The organism is Sphingomonas mali NBRC 15500 (assembly GCF_001598415.1).
Taxonomy (GTDB): domain Bacteria; phylum Pseudomonadota; class Alphaproteobacteria; order Sphingomonadales; family Sphingomonadaceae; genus Sphingomonas; species Sphingomonas mali.
Genome location: NZ_BCYX01000058.1, coordinates 1 through 20,447 on the forward strand (window position 1 = coordinate 1; position 20,447 = coordinate 20,447).

Annotated in this window: 20 protein-coding genes; 11 read left to right on the forward strand and 9 right to left on the reverse strand. The window is 66.1% G+C overall.

Annotation, left to right across the window (positions count from 1 at the left end; genetic code table 11):
* Nucleotides 1-78 precede the first annotated feature (78 nt).
* Together SMA01S_RS21975 and SMA01S_RS21980 are read right to left on the reverse strand one after the other, a co-directional pair.
* Nucleotides 79-756, reverse strand: coding sequence for a FadR/GntR family transcriptional regulator (locus SMA01S_RS21975; RefSeq protein ID WP_066827356.1), 678 nt, complete (start codon nucleotides 754-756; stop codon nucleotides 79-81).
* A gap of 51 nt (nucleotides 757-807) precedes the next feature.
* On the reverse strand, nucleotides 808-2,154 hold the full coding sequence (locus tag SMA01S_RS21980; RefSeq protein WP_066827358.1) for a GntT/GntP/DsdX family permease: 1,347 nt from the start codon (nucleotides 2,152-2,154) through the stop codon (nucleotides 808-810).
* 386 nt (nucleotides 2,155-2,540) lie between these two features.
* Between SMA01S_RS21980 and SMA01S_RS21985 the strand changes: the two genes are divergently transcribed.
* From SMA01S_RS21985 to SMA01S_RS22005, 5 genes are all read left to right on the forward strand, one after another.
* Complete coding sequence (locus tag SMA01S_RS21985) at nucleotides 2,541-3,689, forward strand: lactonase family protein (RefSeq protein WP_245649393.1); 1,149 nt, start codon at nucleotides 2,541-2,543, stop codon at nucleotides 3,687-3,689.
* Nucleotides 3,690-3,985: 296 nt separating this feature from the next.
* The gene (locus SMA01S_RS21990; protein WP_066827362.1) at nucleotides 3,986-5,533 is read left to right on the forward strand and encodes an MBL fold metallo-hydrolase; all 1,548 of its coding nucleotides are present in this window, start codon (nucleotides 3,986-3,988) and stop codon (nucleotides 5,531-5,533) included.
* A gap of 62 nt (nucleotides 5,534-5,595) precedes the next feature.
* On the forward strand, nucleotides 5,596-6,162 hold the full coding sequence (locus SMA01S_RS21995; protein WP_066827364.1) for a hypothetical protein: 567 nt from the start codon (nucleotides 5,596-5,598) through the stop codon (nucleotides 6,160-6,162).
* 182 nt (nucleotides 6,163-6,344) lie between these two features.
* Nucleotides 6,345-6,656, forward strand: coding sequence for a hypothetical protein (locus SMA01S_RS22000; protein WP_066827365.1), 312 nt, complete (start codon nucleotides 6,345-6,347; stop codon nucleotides 6,654-6,656).
* A gap of 73 nt (nucleotides 6,657-6,729) precedes the next feature.
* On the forward strand, nucleotides 6,730-7,152 hold the full coding sequence (locus SMA01S_RS22005) for an acyl-CoA thioesterase (RefSeq protein WP_066827367.1): 423 nt from the start codon (nucleotides 6,730-6,732) through the stop codon (nucleotides 7,150-7,152).
* A gap of 114 nt (nucleotides 7,153-7,266) precedes the next feature.
* Here the strand turns inward: SMA01S_RS22005 and SMA01S_RS22010 are convergent, their stop codons facing one another.
* The gene (locus SMA01S_RS22010; protein WP_066827369.1) at nucleotides 7,267-7,761 is read right to left on the reverse strand and encodes a winged helix-turn-helix transcriptional regulator; all 495 of its coding nucleotides are present in this window, start codon (nucleotides 7,759-7,761) and stop codon (nucleotides 7,267-7,269) included.
* Between the two features lie 145 nt (nucleotides 7,762-7,906).
* Here SMA01S_RS22010 and SMA01S_RS22015 point away from each other — a divergent pair, with 145 nt between their 5' ends.
* The 4 genes from SMA01S_RS22015 (at nucleotide 7,907) to SMA01S_RS22030 (ending at nucleotide 12,515) form a co-directional block, all read left to right on the forward strand.
* A complete protein-coding gene (locus SMA01S_RS22015) occupies nucleotides 7,907-8,224 on the forward strand; it encodes a CC_3452 family protein (protein WP_066827371.1) in 318 nt (105 codons plus the stop codon).
* Nucleotides 8,225-8,351: 127 nt separating this feature from the next.
* A complete protein-coding gene (locus SMA01S_RS22020; protein ID WP_066827373.1) occupies nucleotides 8,352-10,439 on the forward strand; it encodes a RelA/SpoT family protein in 2,088 nt (695 codons plus the stop codon).
* 73 nt (nucleotides 10,440-10,512) lie between these two features.
* Nucleotides 10,513-11,541 (forward strand): tRNA (adenosine(37)-N6)-threonylcarbamoyltransferase complex transferase subunit TsaD, encoded by a 1,029-nt coding sequence (gene tsaD / locus SMA01S_RS22025; RefSeq protein WP_066827399.1) that lies wholly within the window; start codon nucleotides 10,513-10,515, stop codon nucleotides 11,539-11,541.
* A complete protein-coding gene (locus SMA01S_RS22030) occupies nucleotides 11,538-12,515 on the forward strand; it encodes an NAD(P)H-dependent glycerol-3-phosphate dehydrogenase (RefSeq protein WP_066827375.1) in 978 nt (325 codons plus the stop codon). Before tsaD ends, SMA01S_RS22030 begins: the two co-directional genes overlap by 4 nt.
* A gap of 121 nt (nucleotides 12,516-12,636) precedes the next feature.
* On the opposite strand, the gene SMA01S_RS22035 is transcribed toward SMA01S_RS22030, so the two are convergent.
* From SMA01S_RS22035 to gyrB, 3 genes are all read right to left on the reverse strand, one after another.
* Nucleotides 12,637-13,377, reverse strand: coding sequence for a class I SAM-dependent methyltransferase (locus tag SMA01S_RS22035; protein ID WP_066827377.1), 741 nt, complete (start codon nucleotides 13,375-13,377; stop codon nucleotides 12,637-12,639).
* Nucleotides 13,374-14,117, reverse strand: a complete 744-nt coding sequence (locus SMA01S_RS22040) for a class I SAM-dependent methyltransferase (RefSeq protein WP_066827383.1) — start codon at nucleotides 14,115-14,117, stop codon at nucleotides 13,374-13,376. The genes SMA01S_RS22035 and SMA01S_RS22040 overlap by 4 nt, the downstream gene beginning before the upstream one ends.
* Nucleotides 14,118-14,193: 76 nt before the next feature.
* Entirely contained in the window at nucleotides 14,194-16,683 is a 2,490-nt protein-coding gene (gyrB, locus tag SMA01S_RS22045) for a DNA topoisomerase (ATP-hydrolyzing) subunit B (RefSeq protein ID WP_066827385.1), read from the reverse strand.
* A gap of 106 nt (nucleotides 16,684-16,789) precedes the next feature.
* On the opposite strand from gyrB, the gene SMA01S_RS22050 reads away from it, so the two are divergent.
* A complete protein-coding gene (locus SMA01S_RS22050; RefSeq protein WP_066827387.1) occupies nucleotides 16,790-17,380 on the forward strand; it encodes a hypothetical protein in 591 nt (196 codons plus the stop codon).
* 12 nt (nucleotides 17,381-17,392) lie between these two features.
* Here SMA01S_RS22050 and SMA01S_RS22055 read toward each other — a convergent pair whose 3' ends face one another.
* On the reverse strand, nucleotides 17,393-17,833 hold the full coding sequence (locus SMA01S_RS22055) for a hypothetical protein (RefSeq protein WP_066827393.1): 441 nt from the start codon (nucleotides 17,831-17,833) through the stop codon (nucleotides 17,393-17,395).
* A gap of 180 nt (nucleotides 17,834-18,013) precedes the next feature.
* On the opposite strand from SMA01S_RS22055, the gene SMA01S_RS22060 reads away from it, so the two are divergent.
* Nucleotides 18,014-18,478 carry a nuclear transport factor 2 family protein gene (locus tag SMA01S_RS22060; RefSeq protein WP_169804291.1) on the forward strand — a complete coding sequence of 155 codons (465 nt, stop codon included), beginning with the start codon at nucleotides 18,014-18,016 and terminating at the stop codon, nucleotides 18,476-18,478.
* A 219-nt stretch (nucleotides 18,479-18,697) separates the two neighbouring features.
* On the opposite strand, the gene SMA01S_RS22065 is transcribed toward SMA01S_RS22060, so the two are convergent.
* Both SMA01S_RS22065 and recF read right to left on the reverse strand, forming a co-directional pair.
* Nucleotides 18,698-19,450 carry an OmpA family protein gene (locus SMA01S_RS22065; protein WP_066827397.1) on the reverse strand — a complete coding sequence of 251 codons (753 nt, stop codon included), beginning with the start codon at nucleotides 19,448-19,450 and terminating at the stop codon, nucleotides 18,698-18,700.
* Nucleotides 19,451-19,528: 78 nt separating this feature from the next.
* Nucleotides 19,529-20,447: DNA replication/repair protein RecF (gene recF, locus SMA01S_RS22070; protein ID WP_084250512.1), on the reverse strand; the 919-nt coding region annotated here is incomplete at its 5' end.

Here is a 20,447-nt window from a genome sequence, read left to right on the forward strand (position 1 = left end):
GGGTCGGTAGCGGCCCTTCCCGCCGATCCAGCTCTGATTGGCGGCAATGCGCGCCAATTGTTGCCCTGGCCGCGGGTGTCACGGCATCAGCCGCTTGCGTCCCTGTGAAAGGTGCCAGCGCATCGCGAGCGCTGCGCCGTCGGCGTCCTGGACCCGGATCGCTTCGACGATCATCTGGTGTTCGGCGAGCATCGCGCCGATCGCCTCGGGAGGCCGCGACCGGGATATATCGACACCCGCCTGCATGATCCGGTCGATGTCCGCGAACATATTGTCGAACGCGGAGACGAAAGCGGGATTGCATGTGCCGAGCACGATCGCGCGGTGGAGCGCCATATCCTCCAGATGCGCGGGGCCGCTGGAGCGCAGGGCATTTTCCAGGCGCATCATCTCCTGCTCGATGACGCGCATCTGTTCGGCCGACCGGCGCGCGGCCGCCAGCCTCGCCGCTTCCGGCTCGAGGACGAAACGTACTTCATAGCTGCCAAGCGTCGCGGAGAGTTCCTCCATCGGCATGTGCGCGACCAACCGTTCCGACGGACGCCGCTTGACGAACGAGCCCGCGCCCCGCCGCGCCTCGGTAATGCCGTCGGAGGCCAGCCGGACCAGCGCTTCGCGGACGATCGTGCGCGAGATGCCGAACCGCTCGGCCAGTCCCGCTTCCGACGGCAAGCGATCCCCGACTTCCAGATGGTCCTGGTTGATGATCGCGACGATGCCCGAATAGGCGCGGTCGGCCAGGCGACCCTCGCTCATCTGTTGCCACTCCGGGCTTTCGACCGTGCGGTGCTCATCGATCCCGCCCCATCACAAAAGGTAGCTCGCGCCGAGCACGCAGGCCAGACCGACCACCGACACGACCGTCTCGAGCACCGACCAGGTGCGAAACGTGTCCGCCGTGCTGGTGCCGAGATAGCCCTTTACCAGCCAGAAACCCGGATCGTTGACGTGCGAGAAGAACACCGATCCGGCACCGATTGCGAGCACCACCCATTCCGGCGACGCGCCGCTTTTCGCGACGGTCCCGGCCATGATGCCCGCGGTCGTGATCGTCGCCACAGTGGCCGAGCCTGTCGCCAGCCGAATGCCCACCGCCACGAGCCAGGCAAGCATGATAGGCGACACGGCGCCGTCTGCAGCGACCTTCGCCAGCAGGTCCGACAGTCCGGCGCTCACCAGCACTTGCTTGAGCGCACCGCCCGCGCCGATCGACAACAGGATCGTACCCGCCGGTTTCATCGCGTCCGTCCAGATGGTCGCCTGAACCGTCGCATCGCCGACTCGCCGTCCGAACAGCAACGGCAATGCGACGAGATTGGTCAGCAGCAGCGCGAAGACCGGGTTGCTCGCAAAGGTCAGCCAGCCGGCCGATGCGGCGGCGCCGGCCGGGAGCAAGGCCGGTATCTGCCCGGCCGCGATCAGCACCACCGGCATCAGGATGACCGCGAGCGATATCCCCAGCGGCGGCGCGGCCTGCAGCGGTTCGCTAAGCTCGATCGAGGGCGCGGTCAGCGCAATCCGCCGGGAAGTGAACCGCGACAGCAACGGCCCAGCGATAATCGCCGTCGGGATCGCGACGACGAGGCCATAGAGAATTGTCCGACCGAGATCGGCGTTGAGCGCGGTGACGGCGAGAAGCGGTCCTGGGTGTGGCGGGACGAGCGCATGAACCACGGACAGACCGGCGAGGGCAGGGAGCATCAGCCGCAGTTTCGCCGCATCGCCGTTCCTGCCCTCTGAGAGGGTCGCCGCGGCGGTTGCGAGGATGGGCAACAGAAGCACCAATCCCGTCTCGAAAAATAGCGGCAGCCCGATGACCAGCGCGACCAGCAGGCTCACCCAGGGCGCCCCGGCATTGCCCGCGAGCCTCAGGCCGCGCCGCGCCAGCGATGCAGCGCCATCCGACAGCTGGAGCATCGCGCCCAAGGACAGGCCGAGCGCGACCACCAGGCCCGTTCCGCCCAGAATATCGCCGCCGCCCTTTTGCACCGCGGCCGCCGTGGCGAGCGGCGACATACCGGCGCACAAGCCAGCGACGAACGCACCGCACAGCAGCGCGATGAAGGGGTGCAGGCGGCCCTTGACGACCAAGAGGACGGACAGGCCGATCCCGAAGACGGCCGACAGGACCAGGCGAATATCCTCGGGAGTCATCGCGGCGCGCGCCGGTATCGGGTCGGCGTACGCTCCACCATCCTCGCGCAGGCAATGTCTTTCGGCATGTGCCGCTTCCCCTCCTGGTATGACGCCTGGTCGCTACTGCCAGCCTTGATCGAGAATTGCTGTATGACAGATATGGTTGGATCGCCACGAAAATGGGCTGTTGACCGCTAATATTGCCGGGAATAGGCTCAACCTGTCCAACCAATTACGACTTCACAGAGCGCCCCCGGTCTGGAATGAGAGAGCCCGTATCCGGGGTATCGGGCAACATCCGGCAAGGGCGGGGATCAGGGCGACGATGCTTCTCTGACGCGCCGAACGCCCGTTGGTCGCCACCAATTGTCTGGAATGGCAAATCCAGCGGATGGGCTATTTGATTGCCGCTGGGCGCGAGGGGATCCAACTTGACTGTACGAGCCATGACTTCTCCCGCATTGCTCTTTTCCCGGCGGGCGCTCGTCGGCACCGCAATGGCGCTCGGCGCGCTCCCTTCCCGGCTCCTGGCGCACAACTCGGTCGAGCTGATCGCTGGAACCTATGCTCGAGAAGGTGGACCCGGTCTTGTGCCGCTCACCGCAGGCCCGAGCGGCTGGGTAGCGGGCCGTCCGTTCGACACGATCCGTAACGCGTCGTTCGGCGTGCGGGCGAGCGCGAGCGGCATTCGATACTTGCTCGACGAACAGGAAAAGGGCCGGCTCGGCGTTTACGATCGCGGCTTACGGCGGTTGGGGGACTTCTCGACGCTCGGGTCGGATCCCTGCCATGCGGCCCTTAGCCCGGACGGTCGCCTGCTGGCCGTGGCCAACTATTCCAGCGGAAGCGTCGCCGTTTGGCGGGTCGATCGCGACACCGGTCGTCCAATGGGTGAGGCGCAACTCGTCGTCCATACCGGCAGCGGCCCCAACAGCGCGCGGCAGGCGGGCCCGCACGCCCATTGGGTGGGTTTCACGATGGGCTCGAAACTGCTCCACGCCGTGGATCTGGGCGCGGATGCGATCTTCGCGCACATGCTGGATCCGCGATCGGGCGCTATCGTATCCAGCTCGCTCGCCTATCGCGCGCCGGCGGGGTCGGGGCCGCGCCACCTTGCGCGCCACCCGCGCCTGCGGATCGCCTATTTGGTTTCCGAGCTGGCCAATACGGTGACGATCCTGACTGTCCATCCAAACGGCACCTTTGCCGCGAAGGGGATCGTTTCCACCTTGCCGGCAGCGTTCGCCGGTCCCTCGACCGCCGCCCACATCGCGCTCAATAGCCGTGGCACGCGGCTTTACGTCTCCAATCGCGGTCACGACAGCATTGCCGTGTTCGCGATCGGCGCTGACGGGGGATTGACCCTCCTTCAGCATGTCGGCTCCGGGGGGCGAGGTCCACGTCTGTTCCTCCTGGTCGAGGCGCGTGGAGAGATGCTGGTCGCCAACCAACGTTCGGGGAATGTCGCCCGGCTCCCACTGGACCATGACGGTCGGCTCGGCGCTGCCGACCATGGCACGTCGATTCCCGGTGTCGTGTTTCTCTCCGCATGAGCGGTGTCGCGGCGGATCTTCAGCCAACCCGGAAGCGGACAGCGGCGGCGGCAACCTGCGCCATTGGGTCGAAGCGGTCGTTCGATGTCAGCCGACCGGCGTCCGCGTTCGTTACGTCCGGTCCGACGCCCACCCCCTGAACCGATACGCCCGGCGGCATAGGTAGACCTACCAAGTTCCCGGGCGGCCAATCTCGCCTAATCCTTGTCGATCAAGATGATTGGAGCCTGGGCCGGGTGACGAAAGATCTAACGCTCTCATTCCATGGTGCGGCGCGCACCGTCACGGGTTCCTGCATGGAATTCTGCCACGCGGGAAAACGCATCCTGGTCGATTGCGGACTCTTCCAGGGCTCCCGGACATTGGAGACGCTGAACCGCACGCCCTTTGCATTCGATGCGAAGCGGGTCGATGCGGTCGTCCTGACGCACGCGCATATCGACCATTGCGGGCTGCTGCCTCGCCTGGTGGCGGAGGGCTTCGCCGGTGACATATGGTGCACCGAGCAAACCGCCGCGTTGCTCGAATATATGCTCGCGGATGCGGGCCGCATCCAGGAAGGCGACGCGGCGCGGCGCAACCGGCGCAAGGATCGCGCCGACCTTCCCGATATTCTGCCGATCTACACCGAGCAGGACGCCCTTGCCGCCTGGAAGCAGACTCGCGAGATCGCGCGGGAAGAATGGTTCGAACCGGTCCCGGGCTTCAAGGCGCGATTGTGGAATGCCGGGCACATCCTGGGGTCGGCTTCGGTCGAACTGGTGATCGACGAGACGCGCATCCTTTGCTCGGGCGATCTGGGCCCGAAGCACAAGGCATTCTACGCCGATCCCGAAAGCCCGGCCGGCTTCGACCACGTCATCTGCGAGGCCACCTATGGCGATCGCACGCGGGAGGACATCACCATCGCCGAGCGCCGCACCCTGCTCGAGGCCGAGATCAAGGCGGCGCTGGCGCGTGGCGGCAACCTGATCATTCCCGTGTTCGCGCTCGAGCGTACGCAGGAATTGCTGCTCGATCTGGCCGCACTGATGGAGACGAAACGCATCGCGTCGATTCCGGTGTTCATCGATTCACCGCTGGCCAATCGTGCCACCAGCGTGTTCGCGAAATATGCGGACACGCTGGAGGACCTGAACGGCGAGAATATCTTCCGCAACACCGCCTTTCATTTCGTCGACGCGACCGCGGAGTCGATCCGCCTCAACAGTGTGTCGGGGGCAATCATCCTCGCCGCATCGGGCATGTGCGAGGCCGGCCGAATCCGGCATCACCTCAAGCACAATCTGTTCAAACGCGACGCGACGATCCTGTTCGTCGGGTTCCAGGCGGAAGGCACGCTGGGCCGCGTGATCCTGGACGGCGCCGAACGCGTGCGGATCTGGGGCGAGGATATCGTCGTGCGCGCGCAGATCCGGCGGATCGACAGCTATTCCGCGCATGCCGATCAGACCGACCTGATCGCCTGGATGGAGGCGCGGCGGCCGATCGCCGGCAGTCTGTTTCTCGGACACGGTGAAGCCGCGTCGATCGACACGCTGCGGCAGTTCGCGTCGGCAAAGGGCATTGCATCGTCGGTCGTCGTGCCCGAACTTGGCGAGACGTACCATCTTGCGGCGGGGCAGCCGGCCCGGCGCACGAAGACGGGCGACCCGCATCTGCAGGAGGCGATCGGACGCGACTGGCAAAACAGCTATGCGGACTTCGCGTCGAACCTGAAGCGCGAACTCGCGCAAATCGAGGACACGCGCTCGCGCGAACGCGCTGTCGCCGACATGCGGAAAGTGCTCGACAGCTACAAGCATGCCCGCACCGAGCAGGCGTTCCGGCGGCGCGCGCATTGACGAATGCTCGCGTGTCGGACGGCCGCCCGCGGCGGCGCGGCTGGCGATGAACGGAGTTCGGATTGACCGATCTGCTGATCTTCTTTGTCGTGGTGCTCGGCGTGAACCTGCTCCCGGCGTTCGGCCCGCCGACCTGGGCCATCATCGTATTGTACGGCCTGAACACCCGGCTGCCCGTTCCCGGCCTGGTGATCGTCGGCGCGCTCGCCGCGGCGACAGGCCGGATGCTCCTGGCGCTGAGTTTTCAGCTGCTCGCCGGGCGACTGTCCGACAAGACGAAGCGAAACCTTGCCGCGGCGCGCGCGCTGGTCTTGCGGCGCAAGCGAAACCTTGTCGTTGGACTGGGTCTTTTTGCGCTCTCTCCATTGCCGTCGGCTCAGCTCTTCGAAGCCGCCGGCCTGGCGCGGATCCGGCTTCTGCCGTTCACCGCGGCCTTTTTTGCCGGGCGCATCGTCTCTTATTCCATCTATGCGGTGAGCGCCCAGCAACTCAGCGAAACCAGCATCGGCGACGTGTTCCGCCGGAATCTCACCAGCCCGATCGGAATCGCCCTCCAACTGGCGATGCTCGGCGCCCTCGTCGCGTTCAGTCGGATCGACTGGGAACGATGGCTTCGCCGCAGGGGCTGACGTGCTGATTGCCTCTGCCGGACTCCGGGCGTCGAGCGCTGATCGGCGAGGGGCTAAAGCCGTTCGTGTCCCGGGAGCGCGGGCGGTGCCTTGTTCTACCGGAGCGATCAGGAGGTTTACGTAATGCCCGCCGACCGGCAGTGCGGAATCATGCGATCCTCACGTTCGGTCGGGGATAGGTAATGTTGCACGCACTGGTGATCGGGGCTGACGGTTCCAAGGCAGATGCCGCAATCGCGGCATTATGGGACGCGGGCTTCCGTTCGATTTTTCGGGTTGATGACGTGGGAGAAGCGCTCGTTCTCCTTTCCGACACGCATCCCGGCCTGACGCTTCTCCTGCCGGACGTCGCGCTGGGCGCATCGGCAACCGCGCTGGCTCAGGTCAGCGAACTGGTGGACGCGCCAGTGATCGTCGCCGGGGCCGACGTACGACAGTCGCTTCGGTGCCTGGGGCCGCTGCCGGCCTCGAACGATATTCCGCTGGCCGCCTGAGCAGGCAGCAACTGGAATGCCAGGCGACCGCACGGAGGTGGCGGTCGCGTAAAGCAGGCGATAAGGGCCGTGCATGACTCGTCCCGGCTTCGCTTTCTCCACCCCGATCAAGGTCCGCTATGCCGAGATTGACGGGCAAAAGGTCGTCTTCAACTCGCGCTATCTCGAATATGCCGATGTCGCGGGGACCGAATTCTGGGAATGGACCGGCATCGCCGACGCATTGGGGCCCGTCTGGACCGAGACCGAATTCCACGTCCGCCATGCCGAGGTCGAGTTCCTCAAGCCGTTTTCCTACGGCGACGTGATCCTTGCTTATGCCAAGGTCGAACGGCTGGGATCGACCAGCATGACGCAAATATTCGAACTCTGTCATGCCGCGACCGGCGACCTGCATTCGATCGTGCGGCTGGTCACGGTCAACGTGCATCTGCCGACCGGGCAGCCGGTGCCGATCCCCGACGCGATTCGGGAGTTCATCGAGAAATTGGGGTAGCTCAGCCCCTCCCCTTCAGGGGAGGGGTTAGGGGTGGGGGATGCCTCGCAGAGCGCATTGCCTGCGACTGCCCCACCCCAACCCCTCCCCTGAAGGGGAGGGGCTTTTTATTGCTTACTCAGCCGCCTGGGGCAGGGGGTCTTCTTCGCCGACCACATCCTCCGGCAGCGCCCAATGCATGTCGCCTTTGGTGAGCACACGTCCGTCGTGCGACAGGACCTCGATCGGCCGGATGCGCCGCATGTCGCGCGCGTCGACCAGCACCGGGGTCGCCGGCACGCCGGTTTCCCAGCGTTCGCCCCATTGCCGGAGCGCGACCATCGTCGGCAACAACGCCATGCCCTTGTCGGTCAGCCGGTACTGGATCTTGCGGCGATCCTCGGGCAGCGCCTCGCGCGTCAGGATCTCATGTTCGACCAGTCGCGCCAGGCGATTGGCCAGGATGTTGCGCGCGATGCCCAGCTCCGATTGGAACTCTTCGAAATGGTGCAGGCCGTTGAAAGCGGCGCGCAGGATCATGAAGCTCCAGCGCTCGCCCATCGCCTCGAGTGCCGCCGGCAGGCTGCATTCGACGAGTTCGCGCAGCGGCTCCCTCAGATGTCCGCCCATCAGAATTCCTCTCTTTGCATGCGAGCGTATCCCATTTCCTGCGTCATGAAAATGCCACGTAGATTTCTAGTTGCAACTGAAAACCTAATATACTAGGTGGTGATTCGCAACCTATTGTGCGTTGCAACGGACGTAGGAGGAAAACATGTCCCGCTTAGCCCCCAGGATTCTCGCCGTCATCACCGCCGCCATGGTCAGCAGCACCGTCGCCGTCGCGCAGCCCCAGGGTCCCGGTTATTACACCGCCACTCCCGTCGAGGCACCGACCAAGACCAGCCTGATCACCCGCGATACCGTGTGGAAATTCCGCGACGGCGCCTTCGCCGCCGCCAAGGCCCCCGAGCGCGATATCGTGCTGTGCCAGCTCGTCGCGCAGCGCGTCGGCAAGCTGACCTCGTTCACCGTCGGCGGCCAGGCGCTCGACGCTGATACGCTGTCGAAGTGCAACGCCAAGGCGAACTGATTTGGGAGCGGTGCCGGCACCGCGATCCAATAAACATCACCATCCCCTCGTTGGCCGCGCGCCTTTAATTGCTCGCGGCCAACATTTTGTTGCAAAGCAGCGCGGTCCGGCCCCATCTTGAGCGGCAATGCTGCGTCAGTACGAACTGGTTGATCGGGTCCTCTCTTATGACCCCGAGGCTGATGAGGCCTTGCTCAACCGCGCGTACGTCTTTTCGCTCCAGGCGCATGGCTCGCAGAAGCGCGCATCGGGCGATCCCTATTTCAGCCATCCGATCGAAGTCGCGGGCATCCTGACCGACCTGCATCTCGACGCCGAGACGATCGCCACCGCGATCCTGCACGACACGATCGAGGATACGGTCGCCACGCCCGAGCAGATCCAGAAACTGTTCGGCGACAATGTCGCGCGGATGGTCGACGGCGTCACCAAGCTCTCCAAGATCGAGGCGCAGACCGAAAGCGAGCGCGCGGCGGAGAATCTGCGCAAGTTCCTGCTCGCGATGTCCGACGACATCCGCGTGCTGCTGGTCAAGCTCGCCGACCGGCTGCACAATATGCGCACGCTCCACCACATCCCCAATCCCGAGAAGCGCAAGCGCATCGCGCGCGAGACGATGGATATCTACGCCCCGCTCGCCGAGCGGATCGGCATGTACGAATTCATGAAGGAGATGCAGACGCTCGCCTTCGCGCAGATCGAGCCCGAGGCGTATGAATCGATCCAGAAGCGCCTCGACCAATTGCAGGAAGGCGGCGACCGCATCGCCAAGATCGGGTCCGGGGTGAAGCTGCTGCTGTCGCGCCACGGCGTCGATGCTGACATTTCGGGCCGCGAGAAGCACCCGTACAGCATCTGGAAGAAGATGCAGGAGCGGCACATCAGCTTCGAGCAATTGTCCGATGTCATGGCGTTCCGCGCGATCGTCCCGACCGAGGAGGATTGCTACCGCGCATTGGGCGTCATCCATCGCCGCTGGCCGTTCGTGCCGGGGCGGTTCAAGGATTACATCTCGACCCCCAAGCGCAACGGGTATCGCTCGCTCCACACCTCGATCATGCATGCCGGCGACACGCGCGTCGAAATCCAGATCCGCACCGGCGAAATGCATGCCGAGGCCGAATATGGGCTGGCGGCGCATTGGGCGTATAAGACCGGCAAGGTCCGCGCCGACGGCCAGCATAGCTGGATCACCGACCTGGTCGAGATCCTGGAAACCGCCGAGACGCCCGAGGAGCTGCTCGAGCACACGCGGATGGCGATGTACCAGGATCGTATCTTCGCCTTCACGCCCAAGGGCGAGCTGCACCAATTGCCCAAGGGCGCGACGCCGATCGATTTCGCCTATGCCGTCCATACCGATCTCGGCGACCAGGCGGTCGGCGCCAAGATCAACGGACGCCATGTGCCGCTGCGCACGGTGATCGAGAATGGCGACCAGGTGCAGATCCTGCGCTCCAAGGCGCAGTCGCCGCAGCCCAATTGGCTCAACTTCGCGATCACCGGAAAAGCGCGCGCGGCGATCCGGCGCCATTTGCGCGCGATCGAGCGCAAGGAAACGCTGACCCTCGGTCGCAAGCTGTACGACGAGATCGTCGATCGCCTGCCGGCGCCGCTGTCGGTCGATGCGGTCAAGACCGCGCTCAAGAAGCTGCAATTGACCGACGAGGACGCGCTGATCGAGGCGGTCGCGCGGCGGCGGATCACCGATGCCGAACTGATGGAAGCGCTGATGCCGGGATCGGCCAGCACCGACGCGGGACGCGCGCTGCCGCAGCAATCGTCGGCGATTTCGATCACCGGCCTCACTCCGGGCGTCGCCTACAAGCTCGACACCTTGTGCCACCCGGTGCCGGGCGACCGCATCGTCGGGCTGCGACGGCCCGACCAGGAGATCGAGGTCCACCGCATCGATTGCCCGGTGCTGGCCAATTCGGACGATGTCGATTGGGTCGATCTCGCCTGGGGCGACAAGTCCGAAGGCGGGCTCGCGCGGATCGAGGTGACGTTGAAGAACGAGCCTGGTGCGCTGGGCACCGTGTCGACGATCATCGGCCAGCACCGCGCCAACATCATCAACATCCGGTTCGACACCAGCGACACCGGCTTTCACACCAACCAGATCGACCTGGAAGTGCGCGACGCCGCGCATCTCGAGAAGTTGATGGCGGCGTTGCGCGCGGCGGACGCGGTCAATGCGGTGACGCGCGTCTAAAGGCCCAATTCCTCCCCATGTTCGTTGGGGACCGCGCTTCGACAAGCCCGGCCCGAACCGTTAGAGACATATGATGACTCTCATCCTTGGCCTCGAATCCTCGTGCGACGAGACCGCGGCGGCGTTGGTCACCAGCGACCGCCGCATCCTGTCCCACAAGCTCGCCGGACAGGAAGCCGCGCACCGACCCTATGGCGGCGTCGTGCCGGAGATCGCCGCGCGCGCGCATGTCGAGGCACTCGAGCCGTTGATCGAAGCCGCGCTGGCGGAGGCCGGCGTGACGCTGGCGCAAGTCGATGCGGTTGCCGCGACGGCGGGACCCGGGCTGATCGGCGGGGTGATGGTCGGGCTGGTCACCGGCAAGGCCCTGGCGCATGCGGCGGGCAAGCCATTGGTCGCGGTCAACCATCTCGAAGGCCATGCGCTGAGCCCGCGGCTCGCCGATCCCGATCTCGATTTTCCCTATCTGCTGCTGCTCGTCTCGGGCGGGCATTGCCAATTGCTGCTGGTCGAGGGCGTCGGGCGCTATCGTCGCCTCGCCACCACGATCGACGACGCCGCGGGCGAAGCCTTCGACAAGACCGCCAAGATCCTCGGGCTCGGCTTTCCCGGTGGCCCCGCGGTCGAGCGCGCCGCCGCCATCGGCCAGGACATCGTGCCCTTGCCGCGCCCGCTGCTCGGGTCGGCCGAGCCGCATTTCTCCTTCGCCGGGCTGAAGAGCGCGGTGCTGCGCGCGCATGACACCGGCCAGTGGAAAGTCGAGGACATCGCGGCGAGTTTCCAGCAAGCCGCGGTCGATTGCCTTGTCGACCGCACCCGCCGGCAATTGGGCGATACCGACGCGACCGCGTTGGTCGTCGCCGGCGGCGTCGCGGCGAACGGGGCGGTGCGCGCCGCGCTCGAATCGCTCGCGGGCGATTACGCCCTGCCGTTCAGCGTGCCGCCGCAATGGCTGTGCACCGACAATGCCGCGATGATCGCCTGGGCCGGCGCCGAGCGTTTCGCGGCTGGCCTGACCGATCCGCTCGACATCGCCGCGCGTCCGCGCTGGCCGCTCGATCCCGATGCGGAAAAGGTGCGCGGGGCGGGAGTGAAAGCGTGAGGATAGGCGTGATCGGCGGCGGCGCCTGGGGCACCGCCTTGGCGCAAGTCGCGGCGGCCGATGGCCAGCGGGTGATCTTGTGGGCGCGCGAACCTGAGGTCGTGGAGTCGATCAACGCGCGCCACGTCAACGAGCTGTTCCTGTCGAGCGTGCCGCTATCCGGCAGCATCGTCGCGACCGACGATCTCGATGCGTTGCGCGAGGCCGATGCGCTGCTGGTGGTGGCGCCCGCGCAGCATGTTCGCGCGGTGCTCGGTGGGCAGGATTTCGGGACCAAGCCACTCGTGCTGTGCGCCAAGGGGATCGAAGCGGGGAGCAAGCTCCTCGTCGGTGAAGTGGCGCGTGCGGTGCAGCCGGCGGCGCCGATCGCGGTGCTGTCGGGACCGACCTTCGCGCATGAGGTGGCAGCGGGATTGCCGACCGCGGTGACCTTGGCGTGCGAGGACGCGGCGCTGGGGGCGGCGCTTGCCGATCGGCTCGCTTCGCCGAATTTCCGTCCCTATGCGTCGGATGACGTCATCGGCGCGGAGATCGGCGGGGCGGTCAAGAACGTGCTGGCGATCGGCTGTGGCGTGGTCGAGGGCGCGGGCCTGGGGCAAAATGCCCGCGCCGCGCTGATCGCGCGCGGTTTTGCCGAAATGACGCGGTTCGGTCTCGCGCGCGGCGCGCGCGCCGAGACGATGGCGGGCCTGTCCGGCCTCGGCGACCTGGTGCTGACGTGCTCGTCGACCAGCAGCCGCAATTTCTCGCTCGGCGTCGGGCTGGGCGAGGGGCGGTCGGCGCACGAGCTGCTCGCCGATCGCCGCACCGTCGCGGAAGGCGCCTTCACCGCGCCGGTATTGCGCGAGGCCGCGGCCGAAGCGGGCATCGACATGCCGGTGACCGAGGCGGTGTGTGCGCTGCTCGACGGTGCGCCGGTCGGCGACGTGATCGGCGCGCTGCTCAGCCGGCCGCTGCGGGACGAGCGCGAATAGCCCACGCCGTCACCCCGGCCTTGTGCCGGGGTCCAAGGTGCCTCGATCCCGCGGCTCGAACCGCTTGCTCCACGCTCGCCTCCCGTTGGACCCCGGGACAAGCCCGGGGTGACGCTTGGGGTTACGGCCTCCGAAACTTGTAAATGAACTGGTCCGTATGCCCGCGGATCGACTTGTCGAACACTGGCTTGCTGTGATCGTCGCCTACGTTGGCCAGCAGCTTCGACTCGCCGTCGAACACGAACCCCGCCGCGGTCACCTGTTTCTTGACGATCGCCGGATCGATCCGGTGCAGCGTGTCGGTGTCGCGCATGCCCGATCCCGCCGCGGCGACGTGATCGATGATCAGATAGATGCCGCCGGGCTTGAGCGCGTCGAACACCGCCTTGTTGAGCACCGCAGGATCGATCGATCCCATGAACTTGTCGGGATAATCGTGGTAATTCTGCGAGGTGAAGACCAGGTCGACCTTTTCGGGCGCGGTCAGGCTGGTCGCGGGCTGGGTGCTCGCCGACACATTGGCGAAGGCGGGCGTGCCGGCCGCGGCGGCATAGCGTTTGACGTCGCTGCCGGATTCCATCGCATAGGGCTTGGGCCAGATGCCGTAGACATGGCCCGACGGGCCGACGATCCGGGCAAAGGTGCGCGTCCAATAGCCGCCGCCCGGGATCAGATCGATCACCTTGTCGCCGGATTTCACCCCCGCGAAGGCAGCGATCTCCGGACCGTGGCGCCGCGCATCGAGCGCGACGTCACGCGCCAGCCGCGTGTCCGCGGCGGCGGTATTGCCGGTGTCCCACTTCTGCGTGCAGCCGCCGAGCGCCGCGGCGCCCAGCAGCACCGCCAACCCGGCCCGGATCACTTGAGCGGCTTCCGGAACTTGTAGGCGAACTGGTCGGTGTGGCCGCGGATCGCCGGGTCGAACACCTTCAGCGTGTGGTCGTCCTTGGGATTGGCCAGCGCCTTCGATTCGCCGACGAAGGTGAAGCCCGCGGCGATGACCTGCTTCTTGACGATCGCCGGGTCGATGCGGTGGAGCGTGTCGGTATCGCTCAGGCCGCTGCCCGCGGGCGCGACATGGTCGACGACGAGGAAGGTGCCACCGGGCTTCAGCGCCTTGAACACCTGCGCGTTGAACGCGGCGATGGCGGCCTCGCCGCGCCCGTCATTCGGGATGTCGTGATAATTCTCGACCGTCCAGACCAGGTCGACCGGCTGCGACACGGTGACCGCGGCGCCGTCGACCGACGCGGTGACGTTGGCGAGCGCGCGCGCCTGGAGCGCGGGCAGCCCCTTCTCGGCATATTTGGCGGCGAAGCTGGGCCAGATCGCATAGACATGACCGCTATCGCCGACCACGCCGGTGAAGATGCGCGTCCAATAGCCGCCGCCCGGCCAGAAATCGACCGCACGCTGCCCCGGCTTGAGCCCGGCGAACGCGATCAGCTCGGCGGCATGTCGGCGCCCGTCGTCGCCCGCCTGGTCGGCGCGCGCGGGCGCGGCGAGTGCCTTGGTGATGGCGGGCGATACGTCCGACTTCGCCACCACACCGACCGGCACAGCGATCGCGGCTACCGCCGCCAACATCACCCCAAAGCGCATCGATCCTCTCCTTCAACGATTATCGTTACGCCCATGATCTAGACCTGTCCGGCGACGGTTCAATGACCGTCGCGCGTCACACGTCGAGATTGGCGACGCTCAACGCATTCTCCTGGATGAACTCGCGGCGCGGCTCGACCACGTCGCCCATCAAGCGGGTGAAAATCTCGTCGGCGACATCGGCCTGGTCGACCGCGACGCGCAGCATCGAGCGGTTGGTCGGGTCGAGCGTGGTTTCCCACAATTGCTCGGGATTCATCTCGCCCAGGCCCTTGTAGCGCTGGATCGACAGGCCCTTGCGCCCCGCCGCCAGGATCGCCTCGAGCAATTGCGAGGGCCGCGCGATCAGCGCCTCGCCCTTGCCGACGGTGACCGGCAGATCCTCCTCCTCGTCGACCTCCGCGGCGGCTTCCTCGGCAGCTGTCGCCGCGGCCTGCGCCTTGCTCGGCACCAGCTTGACCGCGCTGCCGTAGCTGTCGACCTGCTCGGCCGCCAGGCCATGCAGCTTGCGCGCTTCGGCCGAGACCAGGAACGCCGCTTCGATCACGTGATGATCGGTGACCCCGCGCCACAGTCGCTGGAAATGGAGCGAGCCTTCGTCGGTCAATTGCGCGGTCCAGGTCGCTTCGGGATCGCCGCCGTCGAGCTTGACCGTCGTCGCCTGCAGCCGCTCCGCGCGCTGCGCGGTGCTGGCCTCGGGATCGAACACGCCGTCCATCGCCAGCGCCTCGATGATGCTGGGATCGTAGCGCCGCGGCACGAAGCGCATCAGCGACCGCATGCGACGCGAATGATCGACCAAAGCGCGCAGCGCGGTGCCGGTGCCGACGCCATCGAGCGAGCTCGACGCGACGCCTGCCGCGACCAGATATTCCTCCAGCGCGGCCTCGTCCTTCAGATACACTTCGGACCGCCCGCGCGTCGCCTTGTAGAGCGGCGGCTGCGCGATGAAGAGGTGCCCGCCGGTGATGATCTCGGGCATCTGGCGATAGAAGAAGGTCAGCAGCAAGGTGCGGATATGCGCGCCGTCGACATCGGCGTCGGTCATGATCACGACCTTGTGATAGCGCAATTTCTCGAGATTGAAGTCGTCGCGCCCGATGCCGGTGCCCATCGCCTGGATCAATGTCCCGATCTCGCGCGACGACAGCATGCGGTCGAACCGCGCGCGCTCGACGTTGAGGATCTTGCCGCGCAGCGGCAGGATCGCCTGGAAATGGCGATCGCGGCCCTGCTTGGCCGAGCCGCCGGCCGAATCGCCCTCGACCAGGAACAGTTCGGACTTGGCCGGGTCCTTTTCCTGACAATCGGCCAGCTTGCCCGGCAGGCTGGAAACCCCGAGCACCGACTTGCGGCTGGCTTCACGCGCCTTGCGCGCGGCTTCGCGCGCGGCGGCGGCGTCGATCACCTTCTGGATGATCTGGCGCGCATTGGCCGGATTTTCCTCGAGCCATTCGGCCATCTTGTCGGCGAGCAGGCTTTCGAGCGGCTGGCGCACTTCGGACGAGACGAGCTTGTCCTTGGTCTGCGAGCTGAACTTGGGATCGGGCAGCTTCACCGAGACGATCGCGGTCAGGCCTTCGCGCATATCGTCGCCGGTCAGGCTGACCTTTTCCTTCTTCATCTGCCCCGATTTCTCGGCATAGGCGTTGAGCGTGCGCGTCAGCGCCGAGCGGAACGCCGCCAGATGCGTCCCGCCGTCACGCTGCGGGATGTTGTTGGTGAAGCACAGGACGTTCTCGTAATAGGAATCATTCCATTCGAGCGCGACGTCGATGCCGATATCATCGCGCTGGCCGGAGATCGCGATCGGCTCCGGGAATAATGGCGCCTTGGTGCGGTCGAGATACTTCACGAACGCGGCGATGCCGCCTTCGTAATAGAGCTCGATCGTCTTGGGCTCTTCGTGCCGCGCATCGGTCAGGAACAGCCGCACGCCCGAATTGAGGAAGGCCAGCTCGCGATAGCGATGTTCGAGCTTCTCGAAATCGAATTCGGTGATCTTGAAGGTGGAGGGCGACGGCAGGAAAGTGACGCGCGTGCCCTTCTGGCCCTCCGCCGCCTTGCCGACGACCTTCAGCGGGGCGACCGCGTCGCCATGGGCGAAGCGCATGTAATGTTCCTCGCCGTCGCGCCAGATCGTCAAATCGAGCCATTCGCTGAGCGCGTTGACCACCGACACGCCGACGCCGTGCAGGCCGCCGGAGACCTTATAGGCATTGTCGTCGGAGGTGTTCTCGAACTTACCGCCGGCATGGAGCTGGGTCATGATGACCTCGGCCGCCGACACGCCTTCCTCGGCATGGATTCCGGTCGGGATACCGCGGCCGTTATCGGTGACGCTGACCGATCCGTCGGGGTTCAGGGAGATATCGATACGGTCGCAATGACCGGCCAACGCTTCGTCGATCGCGTTGTCGGAAACCTCGAACACCATGTGGTGGAGGCCCGATCCATCGTCGGTATCGCCGATATACATGCCGGGGCGTTTGCGGACGGCGTCGAGCCCTTTGAGGACCTTGATCGAATCGGCGCCGTAATCTGATGTCTGAGGGGGTGTTGCCATAGCGAGCATATAGGGATTCGCCCCCGAAAACGGAAGCAAAATGGCGAGTCGGCCGTGCCCGTTCGTGCCCCTTGCAAATGGCTGTCGGGAATGGTCCCATCGGCGCATGGCGCAACCGCCCGATCCGCACGAACTCTACCTCCATGTCCGCGTGCTGGTCGGCGTCGTGCTGGGCCTCGGCCTCACCCGAATCCTGTCGGGACTGGCGCGGATGGTCGAGCATCCCGGACGCAATCCGGTGTCGGCGACGCACTTGCTGTGGGTCGCGGTCATCCTGCTCTCGATCGTCCATTTCTGGTGGTGGGAATTCGCGCTGATCTCGCTTGGCGCCTGGCGGTTCGAGCTGTTCGTGTTCCTGCTCGGGTACGCCTTTTTGTGGTTCGTGCTCGCCTGTCTGCTGTTTCCCGGCGATCTCGCCGAGCACGACACCTACGAAGCCTATTTCCTGTCGCGGCGGCGCTGGTTCTTCGGCCTGTTCGCCGCGACTTTCGCCGCCGATTTGATCGACACCGCGATCAAGGGCGCCGACCATTTCCGCGCGCTCGGCCCCGAATATCCGGCACGGATCGCAGCCGGCATCATCCTGTGCGCGGTCGCCGCCTGGACCGGCAATCGCCGCTTCCACTTGCTGTTCGCGGCGCTGTATCTTGCCTACGATGTCAGCTGGATTCTGCGGCTGTACGATACGCTGGGCTGATGCCTCCGGTGCTCAGCGGCGAGTATCGATCTGCACCGGCATTGCGGGGCCCCCTCCGACCGAGGCAACGCTGATATCGTTCGGTACCCGGCTCGGGCAAAAGGCGGCCGCGAACAAGTTACCGACGCTGCCCTGCTTGATCGAGTGATACGCAGCTCCGGCTGGCCGCAATCCGGTCGGACGCGCTTCCATCCCGCCGGGTTGGCGCATGGCGAATATGGTGGCGGCCTTGCAATCGACGCTGATCAAGGATGTCCAGGCGGCCGCACCGGTGGTCGGCGTGAACCGGACCAGCGCAGTCACGATCCGACCCTGCCGCTCGACCGACGCGGATACTACTGTGACGCGAGTGCCGTCGCGCTGGACCGTGAGCGGTACCTGGTCGCGCGCCGCGGCGGGAGCGGCGACTGATGATGCCAGTAGGATAGCGGCAAAACTAGCCAGATATGTCATCGAGTCACTCTCCCGATGGATGCGAAAGATAGGTCAATATTACCGTCCATTCGGCTTGTGTGCCAGATTGTTTCGCATCCTATCCGGTTGGATCCACAGGGGGCGTACCGATCGTCGCGGACTTGTCTGGACTACGCGCCGGACTAGAGTGCCGCATCACGGTTAAAGCGGGAGAGGATGATGAAAAGGATCGCGATGGTGGCGGCTTTGGCATTGGCGAGCCCGGCGCTGGCGGACGCGCCGGCCGTGCAGCCGATGCCGACCTATCCGGGCATTCCCGCCGACCTTGCCAAGGCGGCGGCGGATTTCGACCTCGCCCAGGTCAAGAGCGATGGAGAGGCGCTCAAGCGCCTGCTCGCCGACGACTATCTGCTGATCAACAGCCAGGACAAGCGCGAGGACAAGGCGCAGTTCATCGCCGACTACACCGCCAAGGGCTTCACGATGGAGCCGTTCGCGATCGACGATCAGGTGATCATGGTATGGGCCGACGGCGCGGTGCTGGGCGGCGCGGTGACGATGAAAGGCATGTCCGAGGGCAAGCCCTATTCGGTGCGCATCCGCTTCTCCGACATCTGGGCGAAGCGCGGCGGCAAGTGGCAAGTGATCTATACCCACGCCAATCGGGTGGCGGCGGGGAGCTAAGACTCTGGAACGGCAAAGCGGGCTCTTGTTGGACAGCCCGCTTCCCCCTCGCCCTTCCGGCGCTTCGCGCCTCCTCCCCTCTCCCACAAGGGGAGAGGGAATTTGGGCGCGATCGTCTCCCTCTCCCCTTGTGGGAGAGGGAGGGAGCGACGCAAAGCGTCGCGGAAGGGTGAGGGGGAGTCGGCTAGGGCATCTTTCTGGCACGCCGGCCCTGGACCGTCAGAACTCGCTGGCGCGTCGGCCCAACAAGGTCACCTCGACCCGGCGGTTGAGGCGCATTCCCGCCGCAGTGGCGTTGGTCGCGATCGGATCGCGCTCGCCATGTCCCGCGACCGAGAAGCGCGCGCGAGTCACGCCCATCGCATCGAACGCGCCGCGTACGCTCGCGGCGCGGCGTTCGGACAGGTCCTGGTTGTGCGCATCGCTGCCGCGCGAATCGGTATAGCCGTCGATCGCAACGCGGACGCCGGGATTGTCGCGCAGATAGCTCGCTAGCGGACGCAATTTGTCGATCGCGCCGGGCCGCAGCACGTCGCTGTCGGTCGCGAACAGCACGTCCTCGTCGAGCCGCATCGTCGCGCCGCGCGCGGTCTGGCGGAAACCGTAGCTACGCATCGCGCCGCGATCCCAGCCGCCGCGTCCGCCGCGCTCTTCGACGGTGTAACCGCTGTCGCGCGACTCCCAGTCGAACCCGCGCAGCCGCGGTCCGGCGATCCGGGCAAAGGCGCGGTTGGCCTGGCGCGCTTCGAACATGGTCAGAAAGCGGTCATGGTTGCGGTCGAAATTGCGCATCACGAACGCGCGCCCGCGCCGCGTTTCGCGCAATTCGGGATAGAGGATTCGGACGCCCGGACCGGCGATGCGGAAATCGGGGCCGTCGGGACGCCCGCCCGACCAGTCCCAGCGATCCTGGGCAATTGCCGGTGTGGCAATGGCGATCAAGGCGGTGGCGGCGGCAAACAACATCTTCATGACTATTCTCCCTGTATGATCGACGCGTGCTAGCGGCGCGGGACTGAACCCGGCCTTAGGCGCTCGGACAGGGAACGTTCAGGCGGTCGAGAGGGTACCGTCGGCGACCGCGAACCATGACGCCGCGCCGATATCGTCGAACGGCGCGCGTTCGGTGCCGGTGATCCACACCTGGCTGCCGGTCGCCGCCAGCCGATCGAACAATGCCGCGCGGCGGACCGGGTCGAGATGGGCGGCGACCTCATCGAGCAGCAGGATCGGCGCGCGGCCGACACGGTCGGCGACGAGCTCGGCATGCGCGAGCACCAGCCCGAGCAGCAGCGCCTTCTGCTCGCCGGTCGAACAGAGCGACGCCGGCTGATTCTTGTCGAGATGCGTGACCATGAGGTCGCTGCGATGCGGCCCGACGAGCGTGCGACCTGCCGCCGCATCGCGCCGGCGGCCCTGCGCCAGATCGGCGGCGAGCGTATCGGCACCGTTCCACCCTTCGAGTGTGAGCCCGGCACGCGCGAACGGTCCCTCGGGCTGGTCCGCCAGCCGACCGGCCAATGCCGTCACCGTCCCACGCCGGCCGGCGTCGATCGCCGCGCCATGCTCGGCCATTTGCGCCTCGAGCGCGGTCAGCCAATGCGGATCGGGGTTATCGTCGGCCAGCACCCGGTTGCGCGCGCGCATCGCCGCTTCGTAGCGATTGGCGTGCTGGGCGTGATCGGGCCGGATCGCCAGGGTCAGCCGATCGAGGAACCGCCGCCGCTCGCCTGCAGGTTCGACGAACAGGCGGTCCATTGCGGGGGTGAGCCACAATACGGTCAGCCATTCCGCCAACGCGGTGGCGGCGGCGGTCGCGCCGTTGATGCGCACGATGCGGCGTTCGGGGGCGGAGGGCAGGGTGCCGGTGCCGATATCGACAAGCCCCTCCCCTTCAGGGGAGGGGTTGGGGGTGGGGGGTGCCTCGCAGAGGGCATCGCCTGCGTCCCCCCCCCCCCCCCCCCCCCCC